Below are 16841 nucleotides of genomic sequence, written 5' to 3' on the forward strand. Positions count from 1 at the left end.
AATCAAACGTTAAACCTTGAGTAAAAAATGTACAGCACAACAGCAACTAACAAATGCAATGTACTTGAAGTAAAGAAGGTACTTTGGCCGCACTGGCCGACAAAAACTGCGATGGACGGCAGAAGCCTGAACAGCGGCTGTATAAGTGACAGATAAACGATTCGCCAACCGGTTTTTCATGTTCCTTTCACAAAAACCGGCATAACCTTAATTCCCATAGGTTCGGTAGTGGCTATGCCCAACCTGCCGGGCAAATCGTGAAAAGTCAATCAATCCCCGACGTCATGCTTTTTTTGCCAAGTTATTGATGCAGGAGCGATTTTCTGCGTCTACGCTGAGGCTGGATCCAACGTGTCCGTGAGTCCGCCCTTTATTTTTTTCAATGAGGTGCCCATGAGTCAGGCCTTTCTCCCCTTCTCCCGCCCGAGTATTGGCGATGAGGAAATTGCAGCCGTCGAGCAGGTGTTGCGCTCGGGCTGGATCACGACGGGGCCGAAAAACCAGGCACTCGAAGAGCAGTTTGCGCAGTATGTGGGTTGCAAACATGCAGTGGCCTTGTCTTCGGCCACCGGCGGGATGCACATCACCCTGCTGGCCCTGGGCATTGGCCCGGGCGACGAAGTCATCACCCCGTCGCAGACCTGGGTCTCAACCGCGAACATGATTTCCCTGCTCGGCGCCAAACCGGTGTTCGTCGATGTCGACCGCGATACGCTGATGACCGACGCTGCGCGCATCGAAGCGGCCATCACCCCGCGTACCAAGGCGATCATCCCGGTGCACTACGCCGGCGCCGCGTTCGACCTCGATCCGCTGTATGCCCTGGCTGACAAGCATGGCATCCCGGTCATCGAAGACGCCGCCCACGCTGCCGGCACCCGTTACAAGGGGCGTCACGTCGGTTCGCAAGGCACGGCGATTTTTTCCTTCCATGCCATCAAGAACATGACCTGTGCCGAAGGCGCGATGTTCGTCACCGACGACGAAGCCCTCGCCAGCCGCGTGCGCATGCTCAAATTCCACGGCCTGGGCGTCGACGCCTATGACCGCCTGACCGGTGGCCGCAAGCCGCAGGCGCAAGTGATGGAGCCGGGCTTCAAGTACAACCTAGCCGACATCAACGCCGCGATTGCCCTGGTGCAGCTGCAGCGCCTGGACGAAATCAACGCCCGTCGCACCGAACTGGCGACCACTTATCTGCAACGATTCGAAGGCCTGCCGGTGCAACCACTGGCGCTGCCCGACTACGCTCAGCAACACGCCTGGCACCTGTTCATCCTGCGCATCGACAGCGAGCGTTGCGGCATGGATCGCGAAGCCTTCATGAAGGCGTTGCAGGATCAGGGCATCGGCACCGGTATCCACTTTATCGCCACCCACCTGCACACCTGGTATCGCCAGCGTGACCCCGACCTGTACCTGCCCAACACCGAATGGAACTCGGCGCGGCTGTGCTCGATTCCACTGTTCCCCGACATGACCGGTCAAGACCTTGACCGTGTGGTCGGTGCCATCGAACAAATCATGGAAAACCGCCTGTGAAACCCTATCCAATCCGTAGCGTGTCGATCGTCATCCCGGTCTACAACGAACAGGAAAGCCTGCCTGAACTGCTGCGTCGTACCGAGGCGGCTTGCCGCCAGCTGAAACACGACTTTGAAATCGTGCTGGTCGACGACGGCAGCCGCGACGAATCGGCAAACATGCTTGAAGAAGCCGCTGGCCGTGAAAACAGCCCGTTCGTGGCGGTAATCCTCAACCGCAACTATGGTCAGCACGCCGCGATCATGGCCGGTTTCGAACAGTGCAAAGGCGACGTGGTGATCACCCTCGACGCCGACCTGCAGAACCCGCCGGAAGAAATTCCACGGCTGGTGGCCGAAGCCGAAAAAGGTTACGACGTGGTCGGCACCGTGCGTGGCAACCGTCAGGATTCGGCCCTGCGCCGCTACCCGTCGAAGCTGATCAACCTTGCCGTGCAACGCTCCACCGGCGTCGCCATGAGCGACTACGGCTGCATGCTGCGCGCCTACCGCCGCACCATCATCGACGCGATGCTCGCCTGCCGCGAACGCAGCACGTTCATCCCGATCCTGGCCAACAGTTTCGCCCGCCACACCACCGAAATCGTCGTGGCCCACGCCGAGCGTGAACACGGCGATTCCAAATACAGCCCGATGCGCCTGATCAACCTGATGTTCGATCTGGTCACCTGCATGACCACCACCCCGCTGCGTCTGCTGAGCATCGTCGGCTTCGCCATGGCCGGGCTGGGTGTGCTGTTCGCCGTCGCGCTGATCGTTCTGCGTCTGGCGTTCGGTGCCGGATGGGCCGGTGACGGTACGTTCGTGCTGTTCGCCGTGCTGTTCGTGTTCACCGGTGGTCAGTTCATCGGCATGGGGCTTTTGGGTGAATACCTGGGCCGCATGTACAGCGATGTGCGCGCCCGTCCGCGTTTCTTCATTGAAAAGGTGCTGCGCAGCCAGCCGGCCGATCCGGCCCCTGCGGTCACCGTTGATGGTCTTTCTACTGCTTCTAACTCCTCTACTTCCGATCAGGTTCTCTCATGAGTGCAAAAACTGTTGTCTTCGCCTACCACGATATTGGCTGCGCCGGCATTGAAGCCCTGCTCAACAGCGGCTACGACATTGCAGCAGTGTTCACTCACGCCGATGATCCGAAAGAAAACGCTTTCTATGCATCGGTTGCACAGCTGTGCGCCAACAAAGGCATCCCGGTGCACGCCCCGGAAGACGCCAACCACCCGCTGTGGATCGAGCGCATCGCCAAGCTGGACCCGGAGTACATTTTCTCCTTCTACTACCGCAACTTGCTGAGCGAGCCACTGCTGGCCCTGGCCAAAAAAGGTGCGTTCAACCTGCACGGCTCGCTGCTGCCACGCTACCGCGGCCGCGCACCGGCGAACTGGGTGCTGGTCAACGGCGAAACCGAAACCGGCGTGACCTTGCACCGCATGGTCAAGCGCGCTGATGCTGGCGCCATAGTTGCCCAGCAACGCGTTGCCATCGAGCGCAGCGACACCGGCCTGACCCTGCACGCCAAACTGCGCACGGCCGCCAGCGACCTGCTGCGCGACACCCTGCCGAACATGCTGCAAGGCAAGATCACCGAAACCCCGCAAGACGAATCCAAAGCCACCGTATTTGGCCGTCGTACCCCGGCAGACGGCAAACTGGTCTGGGCCAAACCGGCCGAAGAACTGTTCAACCTGGTTCGCGCCGTGACCCGTCCTTACCCGGGCGCGTTCTGCGCCGTGGGCGAGCACAAGCTGATCGTCTGGAGCGCTGAAGTCGTCAAGGGCAACGAAGGCCAGGCGCCAGGCCGCGTGATCAGCGTCGATCCGCTGCGCATTGCCTGCGGTCAGGACTCGCTGGTGATCAACGCCGGTCAGCGCAACGACAGCGGCCTGTACCTCAGCGGCCCGCAACTGGCCAACGAACTGGGCCTGGTTGACGGCTCACTGCTGCGCGGTGCCGAATCCGGTCGCGCGCCTCGTCGTACCCGCGTGCTGATCCTCGGTGTCAACGGCTTCATCGGTAACCACCTGTCCGAGCGCCTGCTGCGTGACGACCGCTACGAAGTCTATGGTCTGGACATCGGCTCCGACGCCATCGACCGTCTGCGCAGCCATCCGAACTTCCACTTCGTCGAAGGCGACATCAGCATTCACTCCGAGTGGATCGAGTACCACATCAAGAAGTGCGACGTGGTTCTGCCGCTGGTGGCCATCGCCACCCCGATCGAATACACCCGCAACCCGCTGCGCGTATTCGAACTGGACTTCGAAGAGAACCTGAAACTGGTTCGTTACTGCGTCAAGTACAACAAGCGCGTGATCTTCCCGTCGACCTCGGAAGTCTATGGCATGTGCCAGGACAAGAACTTCGATGAAGACAGCTCGAACCTGATCGTCGGCCCGATCAACAAGCAGCGCTGGATCTACTCGGTCTCCAAGCAACTGCTGGACCGCGTGATCTGGGCTTACGGCGCCAAGGGCCTGAATTTCACCCTGTTCCGTCCGTTCAACTGGATGGGCCCGCGTCTGGACCGTCTGGATTCGGCCCGAATCGGCAGTTCCCGCGCCATCACCCAACTGATCCTCAACCTGGTGGAAGGCACGCCAGTCCGTCTGTTCGACGGCGGCGAGCAGAAGCGTTGCTTCACCGACATCGCTGACGGCGTCGAGGCACTGGCGCGCATCATCGATAACGACAACGACGTCTGCAACGGCCAGATCATCAACATCGGCAACCCGGACAACGAAGCCAGCATCCGTCAGTTGGGCGAAGAGCTGCTGCGTCAGTTCGAAGCGCACCCGCTGCGCCACAACTTCCCTCCGTTCGCCGGTTTCCGCGACGTGGAAAGCAAGGCGTTCTACGGTGCCGGTTACCAGGACGTGGAACACCGCAAGCCAAGCATTGCCAACGCCAAGCGCCTGCTGAACTGGGAGCCGACCGTGGAAATGCGCGAGACCATCGGCAACACCCTGGACTTCTTCCTGCGTGAAGCCATGCTCGAAATCGCGGACAAGAAGTAATGCAGGCAGGTCTTCGTATCGATGTCGACACCTACCGTGGCACCCGTGAAGGTGTGCCGCGACTGTTGGAGATGCTCGACGAGGCTCAGGTCAAGGCAACGTTTTTCTTCAGTGTCGGCCCGGACAACATGGGCCGGCATCTGTGGCGCCTGATCCGCCCGCAATTCCTCTGGAAAATGCTGCGTTCCAACGCTGCCGGCCTGTACGGCTGGGACATTCTGCTGGCCGGCACCGCCTGGCCCGGCAAACCGATTGGCCGTGATCTCGGGCACCTGATGCGTCAGGCCCGGGACGCCGGTCACGAAGTCGGCCTGCACGCCTGGGATCACCATGGCTGGCAGGCGAATGCCGGGCGCTGGAGCGATGCCCAACTGATCGAACAGATCCGTCGGGGCGTCGATACGCTGAGCGACATCCTCGGAGAAAAGATCCAGTGTTCGGCCGCCGCCGGTTGGCGTGCGGACGAGCGCGTGATCGAGGCCAAGCAGACCTTCGGCTTTCGCTACAACAGCGATTGCCGCGGGCAGAGCCTGTTCCGTCCGCTGCTGGCGGACGGCACGCCGGGCACGCCGCAGATTCCGGTGGACCTGCCGACCTTCGACGAAGTCGTCGGTCCGCACGTGGCGGCGAAGGACTTCAACGCCTTCATCCTCGACCGGTTCCGGCCGCAAGCACTCAACGTCTACACCATTCATGCCGAAGTAGAAGGGATTCTGATGGCTCAGGACTTTCGTCAATTGCTGGCCGATGCACGCCAGCGCAACATTGACTTCCAACCCTTGGGCAACTTGCTGCCCGAGTATTTCAACACCCTGCCCGTGGGCCGCGTGCAACGCGGTGCGCTCGAAGGCCGTGAAGGCTGGCTGGGAGTGCAAGGCGCATGACCAAACGCTGGGCACTGCCGCTGTTGGTCGGGCTCTGTCTGCTGGCCTATCTGTTGCCGTTGAGCACCCACGGCCTGTGGATCCCCGACGAAACCCGTTACGCACAGATCAGCCAGGACATGCTGCTGAGCGGCAACTGGGTATCGCCGCATTTCATGGGTCTGCGTTACTTCGAAAAACCGATTGCCGGCTACTGGATGATCGCCATCGGCCAAGCGTTGTTCGGACAGAACCTGTTCGGCGTACGTTTCGCCTCGGTCCTCAGCACTGCGTTGAGTGTGCTGCTGGCCTACCTGATCGCGCGCCGGTTGTGGAACGATCCGCGCAAGAGCTTCGTCTGCGCCCTGCTCTACATGAGCTTCACGGTCATTGCCGGTCAGGCCGGATACGCCAACCTCGATCCGCAATTCACCTTCTGGGTCAACCTGAGTCTGGTGGCGCTGTGGTTTGCCGTGGACAGCCGCAGCACCGGTCAACGTCTGGGCGCCTGGGCGCTGCTGGGGCTGTCCTGCGGTATGGGTTTCATGACCAAGGGTTTTCTTGCCTGGTTGCTGCCGGTGCTGATCGCGTTGCCGTGGATGCTCTGGCAGAAACGCTGGCGCGAACTGCTGGTGTTCGGTCCGGTGGCGATCGCCATCGCGATCATCGTCAGCTTGCCATGGGCATTGGCGGTGCATGCACAGGAAGCGGACTACTGGCGGTTCTTCTTCTGGCACGAACACATCCGCCGCTTTGCCGGGGATGACGCGCAGCACGATGCACCGTGGTGGTTTTACCTGCCGCTGCTGGTGGCGTTCAGTCTGCCGTGGGTGGGCCTGTTGCCGACGGCGTTCCGGCAAGCGTGGCAAACCCGTGCCCAGCCGAAGATGGTCTTTCTGCTGTTGTGGCTGTTGCTGCCGCTGGGCTTTTTCAGCCTGAGCAACGGCAAGCTGCCGACCTACATCCTGCCCTGCCTGTTGCCGATGGCGTTGTTGCTGGGCAATGCGCTGGCTGATCGCTTGCGTCTGGAACAAGGTCGGGCGCTGGGGATCAATGGCCTGCTCAACCTGCTGCTGGGCGTGGTCACGCTGATCGCACTGGTTTACCTGCAATTGAAAAAACCGGTGTACGACCACGAACTGCACAGCATGGTGCTGGTGTTCATCGCCCTGATCGGCTGGATCATCGCCAACCTGGCGCAAGCGTTTCTGCCGCTGCAGTGCTGGGCGGCGCCGGCGCTGGGCAGCCTGTTACTGGCCGGGATCCTGCCGGCGGCATTGCCCAAATCGGTGGTGGCCAACAAAACCCCCGATCAGTTCATTCGTCACCACGTCACGGAACTGTCCGGCACCACGCATTTGCTGAGCAATGATCTGGGCGCCGCAGCGGCATTGGCCTGGCGCATGAAAAAACCGGACGTGGCGTTGTACAACACGGTCGGCGAACTCAAGTACGGTCTGGCCTACCCTGAAGCGGCCGAACGCCGGATCACCAAAGACACGGTTCAACAATGGGTACGCGAGGCCCGCCGCAGCGGATCGGTCGGTGTGCTGATGCGCGTCAAAGGGCAGGATGAGCTCGAAGAGCTCGACCTGCTGCCCAAGGACGGTACCCGTTACGAATCGGGGAATCTGGTGATCATGGTTCTGCCCAAGGATCCGTCATGAGTTGGTTGCTGTTACTGACAGCGTGTCTGCTGACCTGCCTGGGGCAAGTCGCACAGAAATTCGCCGTGGAGAGCTGGCGTGGCGTTGATTCGTCGTGGGCCGACAAATTGTGTTCGCCGTGGTTGTGGCTGGCGCTGTTTGCTCTCGGTAGCGGGCTGTTGGTCTGGCTGCTGGTGTTGCAACGCCTTGAAGTGGGCATCGCTTACCCGATGCTCAGCCTCAACTTTGTGTTGATCACCCTGATCGCCCGCTTCGTCTTTCGCGAGCCCATCGACCGCCAGCATTGGCTGGGCGTGGCGCTGGTGATCGGCGGCGTGGTTTTGCTGGGGCAACAATCATGAACAAGGCACGGGGTATCGGATTTGCGCTGGCCAGCGTGGGGTTGGTCAGCAGTGCCCAACTGGGCATGCGCTGGAGCATGACGCGCCTGCCGCAACCGGAGCAATGGTTGACGGCGCTGAGCACCGGCAGCGTCGATCTGTCGGCATTGGCGGTGGTTGTGGCGGCGATTTTCGCCTACGCCCTGTCGATGCTCTGCTGGCTCGCGGCGTTGCGCGACCTGCCGCTGGGGCGGGCCTATTCACTGTTGAGCATCAGCTATGCGCTGGTGTACCTGCTGGCGGCCAGTCTGCCGCTGTTCAACGAATCCTTCAGTTTCACTAAATCACTGGGCGTGGCACTGGTCATGCTCGGGGTCATCACTATTAACACTCGTCCGTCTCGTGCGCCCGAATTCAGGAGTGCTCCATGAAAATCACAGTATTTGGTAGCGGTTATGTCGGTCTGGTACAGGCCGCCGTGTTGGCCGAAGTCGGTCACGACGTCGTGTGCATGGACATCGATCAGAAGAAAGTCGAGCTGCTGCGCCAGGGACACGTCAGCATCTTCGAGCCGGGCCTGTCGAGCCTGGTGCGCGAAGGCCTGGACTCCAGTCGCCTGCATTTCACCTCCGATGAAAAACTTGCCGTGCAGCACGGTCGCGTAGCGTTCATCGCCGTGGGCACACCGTCCAGCGACGACGGCTCGGCCGACCTGAAATACGTGCTGTCGGTGGGTGACGCCGTGGCCCGCCACCGTGAGCAGCCGCTGATCCTGGTGGAGAAATCCACCGTACCGGTCGGCACCGGCGACACCCTGCGTGCGCACATTCAAGCCGCGCTGGACAAGGCTGGTCGTGTGCTGCAGTTCGATATCGTCTCCAACCCGGAATTTCTCAAGGAAGGTTCGGCGGTGTCCGATTGCCGTCGTCCCGACCGCATCGTCATCGGCTGTGAAGGCGACGAAGTGCGCGACGTGATGCGCGACCTGTACTCGCCGTTCAACCGCAACCACGACCGCATCATGTTCATGGACCTGCGCAGCGCCGAGCTGACCAAATACGCCGCCAACTGCATGCTGGCGACCAAAATCAGCTTCATCAACCAGATCGCCGAGCTGGCCGAACACCTGGGTGCGGACATCGAGTCGGTGCGTCAGGGCATCGGTGCCGACACGCGCATCGGTTATCACTTCATCTACCCGGGCTGCGGTTATGGCGGTTCGTGCTTCCCCAAAGACATGCGCGCGCTGATCCACAGCGCCGAACAGGCGCATTGCTCCAGCGACCTGCTGCAAGCGGTCGAGGCGATCAACGAGCGGCAGAAGCACAAGCTGTTCGACCGCATCAATGCGTTCTACAAGGGCGACCTGCGCGGCAAGACCTTCGCCCTGTGGGGCCTGGCGTTCAAACCGAACACCGACGACATGCGCGATGCGCCGAGCCGCGTGCTGCTCGATTCGCTGTTCGCCGCCGGCGCCAGTGTGCGTGCGTTCGACCCGGAAGCGATGCAGGAAACCCAGCATCTGTACCCGAACGAAGAGAAACTGATGCTGATGGGCACCCCGGAATCGGTGCTCGCAGGCTCCGATGCGCTGATCATCTGCACCGAATGGCAGCAGTTCAAAGCGCCGGATTTCGACCTGATCGAGCAGCGCCTGAAAGCCCCGGTGATCTTCGACGGCCGCAACCTGTACGACGCCGAGCGTCTGGCGCGTAACGGCTTCAAGTACTTCCCGATCGGCCGTGGCGATTCGCGCAAACTGCCGATGCCGCTGCAGCAGTGGCCTAACACTGCGGACGTCGCTTGATTACGTTGTCGCCTGTCATCCGCCGGCAGTCCCTGATCGCGGGGCTGCTGGCACTGCTGTTGTTTATCGCCGGGGTTTACGGACAGGCTCCCATTGGCTTCGATTCACGTTTCGTGCTGTTTGCCCAAGAGATGTTGAGACACGGGCCAACGGTATTCCCGACCACCTACGGCCAGCCGTACGCCGATTATTCGGCGCTCTCGACGCTGTTCATCTGGTTGTTGTCGCTACCCTTCGGCGCGGTCAATACCTTGACCGCATGGCTGCCCAGCGCGATCGCCGGTGCGGTGATCGTGACGTTGATGTACCGCTTGCTGGCGGTGCATTCGCAACGTTGGGCGTTGATCAGCATTGCGCTGTTGATGCTCACCAGCACCTTCGTCACCGAAGTGCGCGCGGTGTCGCAAGACCTGATGCTGGCGGCCGTCGCGCTGTCGGTGTTTTACCTGGGTTACGCGCACGACCACTTCGGCTCTGGCCGGCGCTGGGCGCTGATTTTTGTCCTGTTGCTGCTGGGTTTCGGCATTCGCGGGCCCATCGGCCTGGTGGTGCCAACCGGCATGCTCTGCAGTTATTACCTGCTCAACCGTGAGTGGAAACGCCTGTTCGTGTTCGGTGTGCTGGCGTCGATCCTGCTCGCTGCCTGCGTCGGTCTGCTGTTGTGGCTGGCCAGGCTGAGCGGTGGCGAGGCGTTCCTGCAGGACGTGATCCGCATGCAGTTCATGGGGCGTATGGACGGCAGTGAGGGCGTCAGCGGTTCGCTGTATTACTTCACCAGTTCCATGGGCAACTACGCACTGGCGTATCCGCTGGCGATTCTGGCCCTGGCCGCGACCTGGCTGAGTAAACCGCATCAGCGCGGGCCGGCGTTGCGGCTGGTTCAATACTGCGCGGCCGCCGGGTTGATCGTGATGGTCGGCCTGTCGATTCCGCAGGCGAAGAAGGCGCGTTACCTGCTGCCGATGCTGCCGATGGCGGCGATCATTGCGGCGTACCCGTTCCAGGTGCTGCACGGGCGGGTATTCCGAGTGTTACGTGGCGTGATTCAAGGGCTGTGGCTGCTGACACCGGGGCTGTTGATGGTGGCACTGCTGGTTGCCAAGCGCCGGTTTCCCGAGCATCTCAACGGCCTCACGCTGGTGCTGGTCGTGCTGGGCGCTCTGCAATTGCTCGCCCTGTCGCGTTTGTTGGTCCCGCGCTGGCGTGCCGAAGTGTTGGCGCTGTGCTCGGTCCTGGCGTTGTGGACGGTGTATGCCGCCGTGTTCGAACCGGTGGAGCGGCGCCTGTACGACACGCAGACATTCAGTCGCGCCGCGTTCGCTCAGGTGCAACAGAACCCGGCTCCGCTGGTGCTGCACGGCATGGGCAAAGACGCCAAGGCGATCAAGTTCATGGTCAACGTCGAGCACGACCTGCAGCCGCAGTTCACCGAGACGGTGCAGCAACTCGAAGCCATCAAGGGCCCGGCCTGGCTGATGATGGACAGCAAGGACCTGCAATCGCTGCAAGGCACCTCGCTGGCCGGGCTGCAACCGGTGTTGTCCGGTCGTTTCGACAAGAACGACTACGTGCTGTTGTACGTGAAGCCCTTGTAGAGGTTGGCGAAGGCTGCGATCTTCTGGTCTTTTTCAAGATCAAACGATCGCAGCCTGCGGCAATGCCTACAGGGATTTAGTGACCATGAGTTTTGTTGTACGCCGGGCGCGCCACAGTGATGCCGCCGCCCTCCCCGCCATCGAACGGTCGGCCGCCGAACTGTTTCGCGTAGACCCTGCCCTCGCCTGGCTTGCCGATGCCCCCGTGCCCGACGCCGAACAGCACTTGCAGGCAGTCCGCAGCGCTTTGGTGTGGGTGACCGAACACACTGATCAGCAACTTGGCGGTTTTCTGCGGGCGGTGCAAGTCGACAATCAACTGCACGTCGAGGAACTGTCCGTCAGCCAACACTTTCAGGGTCAGGGAATGGGTCGCAAGTTGCTGTTGATGGCCATTGAGTACGCCGCTGAGCGGCAACTTCGCGCCGTCACGCTGACAACATTTTCCGACCTGCCGTGGAACGCGCCATTTTATCAACGGATCGGCTTTAGCCTGTTAACCCCACAAGAAACACCGGCGCATCTACTCGATGCGTTAAACAGCGAAGCAGCCCACGGCTTGCCCATTGAACGGCGCTGCGCCATGCATCTTGAACTCAAACCGCAGCCTTGAGATCGACCCCCAAGGCTTGGGCAAACGCCTTGACCAGCGGACTGCGCACCGTGTTGTGACGCAGGATCAGATTGAACGGCGTCACGATGTGAATCCGCTGCGGCAGCACCGCACGAAACTGCCCGGCCGCGACCAGTGTTGCAGCGTAATGCTCGGGCAGAAAACCCACGAAACGCCCGGTCTTGATCAGCAATGCCACAGCCTCGACCTGGGTAGCCGAGGCGGAAAAACTGTCATAGCGCGCATAGTTGAGCTTATCGCGGTGGATCGCATAGCGGTGGTTGATGCACTCGTAATCCTGCAGCACATTGCCGCTCATTTGCGCCTCGGGCATGTCGAACAGCGGATGGCCGAGCGCGCAGTACACTTGCGAGCGTTCCTCATACAGCGGGTAATAATCAAACTCTTCGCGACGTTGATAAACCGGAACAATTCCGGCAACTAAGCGACCTTCTACGACACCTCTTTCAACCTCATCCAGCTGCGACGCTTGAAGTTGGAATCTTACCTTTGGCGACTCTTCATTGATTTTCTTCAGCGCTGCAACTAACGGCGAATTGGGATCGCTGATCGTATTGTCGATAACGCCCACACCCAGATCCCCAATAAGTTCGTTTTGCGCAGAACTAAGCCGGTCGCGAAAGTTGTCGACAGAGGCAAATAGATCAATTGACGCCTGATACACCAGGCGCCCTTCTTCGGTCAGGTGAAAGCCCTCGCGCCCACGGGTACACAAGCGCATGCCGATACGAATTTCCAGGTCGGAGATCTGTTTGCTGATGGCCGCAAGGCCCACGTTCAGCTCGTTCTGCGCCGCGCTGAAGCCTCCCGCCTCAACCACCGCCTTGAACACCTTGAGCAGTTTGAAGTCCAGGCCACTCAGCGCCAGCGGCGCGCGATGGGCGGGTTTCGGCGGTGGGTTTCCGGAATTGGAAAGTGGGGTTTCCATAATGCTGATTTACCTCTGGCGCAATGTTCAACAATCTGTGTCCAACAACAAAAACATCGCCGACTAATAATAATGATCACAGAAAACACGGCTTGGCAACTGCCAGAAAATCCCGAACATCAGTGCCAACTCACTGATCGCCAAACATTAAAAGCTGACACTTCGATCAGCTCTCGCGACATTGCAACTGCCCTCTTGAAAACTGCTTTGGCCTGAATCCGTCCGCTGATTGTTCAGCCGGAACTTGCAGGTCATGCACACCGATTTCAGTTCGCGTTACCGACGAGGAAAACAACCCATGTCTCAAACCACCGACCGTCTCTGGGGCGCCCGATTCAAAAGCGGCCCGTCCGCTGCCCTGGCGGCGTTGTCCCGTTGCCCTGAGCGCTATTTCCGTCTCACCCCGTACGACTTGGCCGGTTCCAAGGCGCATGCCGGTGAACTGCAGCGTGCCGGTCTGCTCACCGAGCAGGAAACCCGGACCATGCTCGCCGCGCTGGACGCCATCGGTGCAGACTTCCGCGCCGGCAGCATCGCCCCGACGCTGGACGACGAAGACGTTCACACCTTCATCGAACGCCTGCTGACCGAGCGCCTCGGCGCCTTGGGCGGCAAGCTGCGTGCCGGACGTTCGCGCAACGACCAGACCGCCAACGATCTGCGTCTGTTCCTGCGTGATCATGTGCGCACCCTGGCCGTGGAAGTCCTCGCTCTGCAACAGGCGCTGGTCGACCAGGCCGAACAGCATGTCGAAAGCATCTGTCCCGGTTTCACGCACTTGCAGCAGGCGCAGCCGATCGTCTTCGCCCACCACTTGCTGGCCCACGCGCAATCGATGCTGCGTGATGTGCAACGGTTGGTGGACTGGGACGCCCGCACCTCGTTGTCGCCACTCGGTGCTGCCGCCATGGCCGGTTCCGCCATCGCTCGCCAGCCGCAGCAATCGGCAAAGGAAATGGGCTATGCCGGCGTCTGCGAGAACTCCATCGACGCCGTCGCCAGCCGCGATCACGTCGCCGAATTCCTGTTCATCGCCAGCATGCTGGGGATCAATATTTCACGTCTGGCCGAAGAATTTTGCCTGTGGTCGTCGCGCCAGTTCCGCTGGGTTGATCTGGACGATGCCTACGCCACCGGCAGTTCGATCATGCCGCAGAAGAAAAACCCGGACATCGCCGAACTGGCGCGGGGCAAGGCCGGGCGGCTGATCGGCAATCTCACCGGTTTGCTCTCGACGCTCAAATCCCTGCCGCTGTCGTACAACCGCGATCTGAGCGAAGACAAGAACGGCGTGCTCGACAGTGTCGACACCTTGCTGCTGGTACTCCCGGCGATGGCCGGGATGGTCGCGACCATGACCGTCAACGTGGCAGAACTACGGCGTCAGGCGCCCCTCGGTTTCACACTCGCTACCGAAGTCGCCGACTGGCTGGCGATGCGCGGCGTGCCTTTCAAGGAAGCGCACGAAATCACCGGTGCGCTGGTGCAGGCCTGCGAGAAACATGGCATCGAATTATGGGAAGCCTCGCCGGCGCTGCTGGCCGAGATCGATCCGCGCCTGACCGCTGATGTACGCGACAGCCTGACGCTGGAAGCGGCCATTGCGGCGCGCAGCGGCTGGGGCGGTACCGCGCCGCAACAGGTGCGCGAGCAGATCGGCCGCTTGAAAACCGCCCTCGCCGCGCAACAGCAGTGGACGGAAAACTATCAGGGCTTCCGCCTCTGAAGCCCAAAACACAAAACCCTGTAGGAGTGAGCTTGCTCGCGATGGCACCTGCCCATGCAACATTGATGTTGGCTGACCCACCGCTATCGCGAGCAGGCTCACTCCTACAAGGGGCCGGTGTTGGATTTGAAACACAAGTGTACGGAGAAACACCATGAGCCAGACTCAGGCAGAACGACTCCAGGCGGAGCGCAAACTGGCGGAGAACCAGTTCGATATCACCCAGTACCAGCATGTGCCACGGCGCTATTACGGGCGGATTTTCTTCGCCACGCTGATCGTCATCGCGATCATCGGCCTGGTGCGCGCCTTCGCCGAAGGCAAGATCGAATGGTCGTACATCGGCCAGTTCCTGACCTCCCAGGCGATCATGTGGGGCCTGTTCAACACCATCATCATGGCCGTCCTGGCGATGGCGCTGGGCATTGTGTTCGGGGTGATCACGGCGATCATGCGCATGTCGGCCAACCCGATCCTGCGGTACGTGGCGCTGACCTACACCTGGCTGTTTCGCGGTACGCCGCTGATCCTGCAACTGCTGCTGTGGTTCAACCTGGCGCTGATTTTCCCCACCATCGGCATCCCCGGGCTGTTCGAACTCGATACCGTGAGCCTGATGACCCCGTTCGTGGCAGCGCTGCTCGGCTTGAGCATCAACCAGGGCGCCTACACCGCTGAAGTGGTGCGCGCCGGCCTGCTGTCGGTGGACACCGGGCAGTACGAAGCGGCCAAGTCGATCGGCATGCCGCGTCTGCAGGCGCTGCGCCGGATCATCCTGCCGCAGGCCATGCGCATCATTATTCCGCCGGTCGGCAACGAATTCATCGGCATGGTCAAGATGACCTCACTGGCGAGCGTGATCCAGTACTCGGAACTGCTCTACAACGCCCAGAACATTTACTACGCCAACGCCCGAGTGATGGAGCTGCTGATCGTCGCCGGCATCTGGTACCTGGCCACTGTCACCGTGCTGTCCTTTGGTCAAAGCCGTCTGGAGCGTCGCTTCGCTCGCGGCGCCGGCAAGCGTTCTTGAGGAATCGAACATGAGAAGCATCGTCAAGGCCGTCAGCCTGAACAAGTATTACGACCAGTACCACGCGCTCAAGGACATCAACATCGAAGTCGAGCAAGGCGAAGTGCTGTGCATCATCGGCCCGTCCGGCTCGGGCAAGAGCACCCTGCTGCGTTGCGTCAACCAGTTGGAAAAGATCGACAAGGGCGGCTTGTGGGTCGACGGCGAACTGGTCGGCTATCGGGTCGTAGGCAACAAGCTGCACGAACTCAATGAATCGCAGATCGCCCGCCAGCGCCTGGCGACCGGCATGGTGTTCCAGCGCTTCAACCTGTTTCCGCACATGACTGTGCTGCAAAACATCATCGAAGGCCCGTGCCAGGTGCTCAAGCGCTCGCCCAAGGAAGCCCACGAAGAAGCCCTGGAGCTGCTGGCCCGCGTCGGCCTGGCCGACAAACGCAACAGCTACCCGATCGAACTTTCGGGCGGTCAGCAGCAACGAGTCGCCATCGCCAGGGCGCTGGCCATGCGCCCGAAACTGATGCTGTTCGATGAACCCACTTCGGCACTCGACCCGGAACTGGTCGGTGAGGTGCTGTCGGTCATGCGCGATCTGGCGCAGACCGGCATGACCATGATCGTCGTCACCCATGAACTGGGCTTCGCCCGCGAAGTTTCCAATCGCATGGTGTTCATGGACGGCGGGCAGATCGTGGAGGCTGGAAGCCCCGAAGAAATACTAATAAGTCCGCAAAACCCGCGCACCCAAAGCTTCATTTCTGCCGTTCGAACCTAAGCACCGATTGGTGCCACAACACTCATAAGAGAACGACCATGAAGAATTTCGTAATCCCCGCTGTACTCGCTTCTGTCATGTCTTGCGGTTTCGCCGTGGCCGCCGACCTGCCGGCCGGCATCAAGGAAAAAGGCGAGATTGTCGTGGCAATCATGCCGAACTATCCACCGATGGACTTCAAGGACCCGGCCACCAACACCCTGACCGGTCTGGACTACGACCTGGGCAACGCTCTGGCCGAACGTCTGGGGGTGAAGATCAAATGGCAGGAAACCGGCTTCGAACAAATGATCAATGCACTGACCACTGAGCGCGTCGACATGGTGTTGTCGGGCATGACCGACACTGCCGAGCGCCAGGCCAGTGTGACTTTCGTCGACTACTTCACCAGCGGCCCGCAGTTCTACACCTTGCAGAAGAACACCGCGACCAACGAGATCATTGATCTGTGCGGCAAGAAAGTCGGCACCAGCCGTCGCACCACATTCCCGGCAGAAATCGCCGCGTGGAGCAAGGCCAACTGTGAGGCCGTCGGCAAACCGGCGATCAACGTGATCGGCACCGAAGGCTCGGCCGACGCCCGAGCACAACTGCGCCAGAGCCGGATTGACGCGGCGATGCAGGGCAGCGAAACGCTGTCGTACCTCAAGACCCAGGAAAAGGACATGTACAAGACCGTCGGCCAGCCGATCTCGGTGCAGTTCACCGGCCTTGGCGTGAGCAAGAAAAAACCCGAGCTGAGCGCGGCGGTGAAAGTCGCCTTGCAGAGCATGGTCGATGACGGCAGCTACAACGCAATCCTGAAGAAGTGGGACCTGGAGTTGGGCGCGATCAAGGAAGTGACGATCAACGCCGGTCAGTAACACTTCGCCGCTGCCCCCCTGTAGGAGCTGCCGCAGGCTGCGATCTTTTGATCATGGTCTTAAAGATCGCAG

The 16841-nt window shown here is 60.8% G+C and carries 15 protein-coding genes; 14 read left to right on the top strand and 1 reads right to left on the bottom strand.

Annotated features, from left to right (window positions below; genetic code table 11):
- Positions 1-393: 393 nt before the first annotated feature.
- The 10 genes from arnB (at position 394) to NN484_RS21990 (ending at position 11423) form a co-directional block, all read left to right on the top strand.
- Positions 394-1542, top strand: coding sequence for a UDP-4-amino-4-deoxy-L-arabinose aminotransferase (gene arnB, locus NN484_RS21945; RefSeq protein WP_274657886.1), 1149 nt, complete (start codon positions 394-396; stop codon positions 1540-1542).
- The gene (gene arnC / locus NN484_RS21950) at positions 1539-2570 is read left to right on the top strand and encodes an undecaprenyl-phosphate 4-deoxy-4-formamido-L-arabinose transferase (protein WP_127647260.1); all 1032 of its coding nucleotides are present in this window, start codon (positions 1539-1541) and stop codon (positions 2568-2570) included. The genes arnB and arnC overlap by 4 nt, the downstream gene beginning before the upstream one ends.
- Entirely contained in the window at positions 2567-4558 is a 1992-nt protein-coding gene (gene arnA / locus NN484_RS21955) for a bifunctional UDP-4-amino-4-deoxy-L-arabinose formyltransferase/UDP-glucuronic acid oxidase ArnA (RefSeq protein WP_274657887.1), read from the top strand. Before arnC ends, arnA begins: the two co-directional genes overlap by 4 nt.
- Complete coding sequence (gene arnD, locus NN484_RS21960; protein WP_127647256.1) at positions 4558-5442, top strand: 4-deoxy-4-formamido-L-arabinose-phosphoundecaprenol deformylase; 885 nt, start codon at positions 4558-4560, stop codon at positions 5440-5442. Before arnA ends, arnD begins: the two co-directional genes overlap by 1 nt.
- Positions 5439-7088, top strand: coding sequence for a lipid IV(A) 4-amino-4-deoxy-L-arabinosyltransferase (gene arnT / locus NN484_RS21965; RefSeq protein ID WP_215500158.1), 1650 nt, complete (start codon positions 5439-5441; stop codon positions 7086-7088). The genes arnD and arnT overlap by 4 nt, the downstream gene beginning before the upstream one ends.
- Positions 7085-7429: a 4-amino-4-deoxy-L-arabinose-phosphoundecaprenol flippase subunit ArnE gene (gene arnE, locus NN484_RS21970; RefSeq protein WP_127647252.1), complete on the top strand. Its 345-nt coding sequence runs from the start codon at positions 7085-7087 to the stop codon at positions 7427-7429. Before arnT ends, arnE begins: the two co-directional genes overlap by 4 nt.
- Positions 7426-7839, top strand: coding sequence for a 4-amino-4-deoxy-L-arabinose-phosphoundecaprenol flippase subunit ArnF (arnF, locus tag NN484_RS21975; RefSeq protein WP_127647250.1), 414 nt, complete (start codon positions 7426-7428; stop codon positions 7837-7839). Before arnE ends, arnF begins: the two co-directional genes overlap by 4 nt.
- Positions 7836-9215, top strand: coding sequence for a UDP-glucose dehydrogenase family protein (locus NN484_RS21980; RefSeq protein WP_274657888.1), 1380 nt, complete (start codon positions 7836-7838; stop codon positions 9213-9215). The genes arnF and NN484_RS21980 overlap by 4 nt, the downstream gene beginning before the upstream one ends.
- A complete protein-coding gene (locus NN484_RS21985) occupies positions 9212-10810 on the top strand; it encodes an ArnT family glycosyltransferase (RefSeq protein ID WP_274657889.1) in 1599 nt (532 codons plus the stop codon). The genes NN484_RS21980 and NN484_RS21985 overlap by 4 nt, the downstream gene beginning before the upstream one ends.
- A gap of 85 nt (positions 10811-10895) precedes the next feature.
- The gene (locus tag NN484_RS21990; protein ID WP_274657890.1) at positions 10896-11423 is read left to right on the top strand and encodes a GNAT family N-acetyltransferase; all 528 of its coding nucleotides are present in this window, start codon (positions 10896-10898) and stop codon (positions 11421-11423) included.
- Here the strand turns inward: NN484_RS21990 and NN484_RS21995 are convergent.
- On the bottom strand, positions 11407-12372 hold the full coding sequence (locus NN484_RS21995; protein ID WP_274657891.1) for a LysR family transcriptional regulator: 966 nt from the start codon (positions 12370-12372) through the stop codon (positions 11407-11409). The two genes, NN484_RS21990 and NN484_RS21995, sit on opposite strands and share 17 nt — an antisense overlap.
- A 298-nt stretch (positions 12373-12670) precedes the next feature.
- Between NN484_RS21995 and argH the strand changes: the two genes are divergently transcribed.
- From argH to NN484_RS22015, 4 genes are all read left to right on the top strand, one after another.
- Positions 12671-14098, top strand: coding sequence for an argininosuccinate lyase (gene argH, locus NN484_RS22000; protein ID WP_215500163.1), 1428 nt, complete (start codon positions 12671-12673; stop codon positions 14096-14098).
- Positions 14099-14252: 154 nt separating this feature from the next.
- Positions 14253-15131 (top strand): amino acid ABC transporter permease, encoded by an 879-nt coding sequence (locus NN484_RS22005; protein WP_123468870.1) that lies wholly within the window; start codon positions 14253-14255, stop codon positions 15129-15131.
- A gap of 10 nt (positions 15132-15141) precedes the next feature.
- Positions 15142-15906 (top strand): amino acid ABC transporter ATP-binding protein, encoded by a 765-nt coding sequence (locus tag NN484_RS22010; protein WP_127647236.1) that lies wholly within the window; start codon positions 15142-15144, stop codon positions 15904-15906.
- A gap of 38 nt (positions 15907-15944) precedes the next feature.
- Positions 15945-16769: an ABC transporter substrate-binding protein gene (locus NN484_RS22015; protein WP_274657892.1), complete on the top strand. Its 825-nt coding sequence runs from the start codon at positions 15945-15947 to the stop codon at positions 16767-16769.
- Positions 16770-16841 lie beyond the last annotated feature (72 nt).

It is taken from the genome of Pseudomonas serboccidentalis (genome assembly GCF_028830055.1).
Classification (GTDB): domain Bacteria; phylum Pseudomonadota; class Gammaproteobacteria; order Pseudomonadales; family Pseudomonadaceae; genus Aquipseudomonas; species Aquipseudomonas serboccidentalis.

What these genes read in the sequence shown, in the direction of transcription:
- arnB (WP_274657886.1), top strand. Translation starts at nt 394, where the DNA reads ATGAGTCAGGCCTTTCTCCCCTTCTCCCGCCCGAGTATTGGCGATGAG.
- arnA (WP_274657887.1), top strand. Translation starts at nt 2,567, where the DNA reads ATGAGTGCAAAAACTGTTGTCTTCGCCTACCACGATATTGGCTGCGCC.
- arnD (WP_127647256.1), top strand. Translation starts at nt 4,558, where the DNA reads ATGCAGGCAGGTCTTCGTATCGATGTCGACACCTACCGTGGCACCCGT.
- arnT (WP_215500158.1), top strand. Translation starts at nt 5,439, where the DNA reads ATGACCAAACGCTGGGCACTGCCGCTGTTGGTCGGGCTCTGTCTGCTG.
- arnE (WP_127647252.1), top strand. Translation starts at nt 7,085, where the DNA reads ATGAGTTGGTTGCTGTTACTGACAGCGTGTCTGCTGACCTGCCTGGGG.
- arnF (WP_127647250.1), top strand. Translation starts at nt 7,426, where the DNA reads ATGAACAAGGCACGGGGTATCGGATTTGCGCTGGCCAGCGTGGGGTTG.
- NN484_RS21980 (WP_274657888.1), top strand. Translation starts at nt 7,836, where the DNA reads ATGAAAATCACAGTATTTGGTAGCGGTTATGTCGGTCTGGTACAGGCC.
- NN484_RS21990 (WP_274657890.1), top strand. Translation starts at nt 10,896, where the DNA reads ATGAGTTTTGTTGTACGCCGGGCGCGCCACAGTGATGCCGCCGCCCTC.
- NN484_RS21995 (WP_274657891.1), bottom strand. Translation starts at nt 12,372, where the DNA reads ATGGAAACCCCACTTTCCAATTCCGGAAACCCACCGCCGAAACCCGCC.
- argH (WP_215500163.1), top strand. Translation starts at nt 12,671, where the DNA reads ATGTCTCAAACCACCGACCGTCTCTGGGGCGCCCGATTCAAAAGCGGC.
- NN484_RS22005 (WP_123468870.1), top strand. Translation starts at nt 14,253, where the DNA reads ATGAGCCAGACTCAGGCAGAACGACTCCAGGCGGAGCGCAAACTGGCG.
- NN484_RS22010 (WP_127647236.1), top strand. Translation starts at nt 15,142, where the DNA reads ATGAGAAGCATCGTCAAGGCCGTCAGCCTGAACAAGTATTACGACCAG.
- NN484_RS22015 (WP_274657892.1), top strand. Translation starts at nt 15,945, where the DNA reads ATGAAGAATTTCGTAATCCCCGCTGTACTCGCTTCTGTCATGTCTTGC.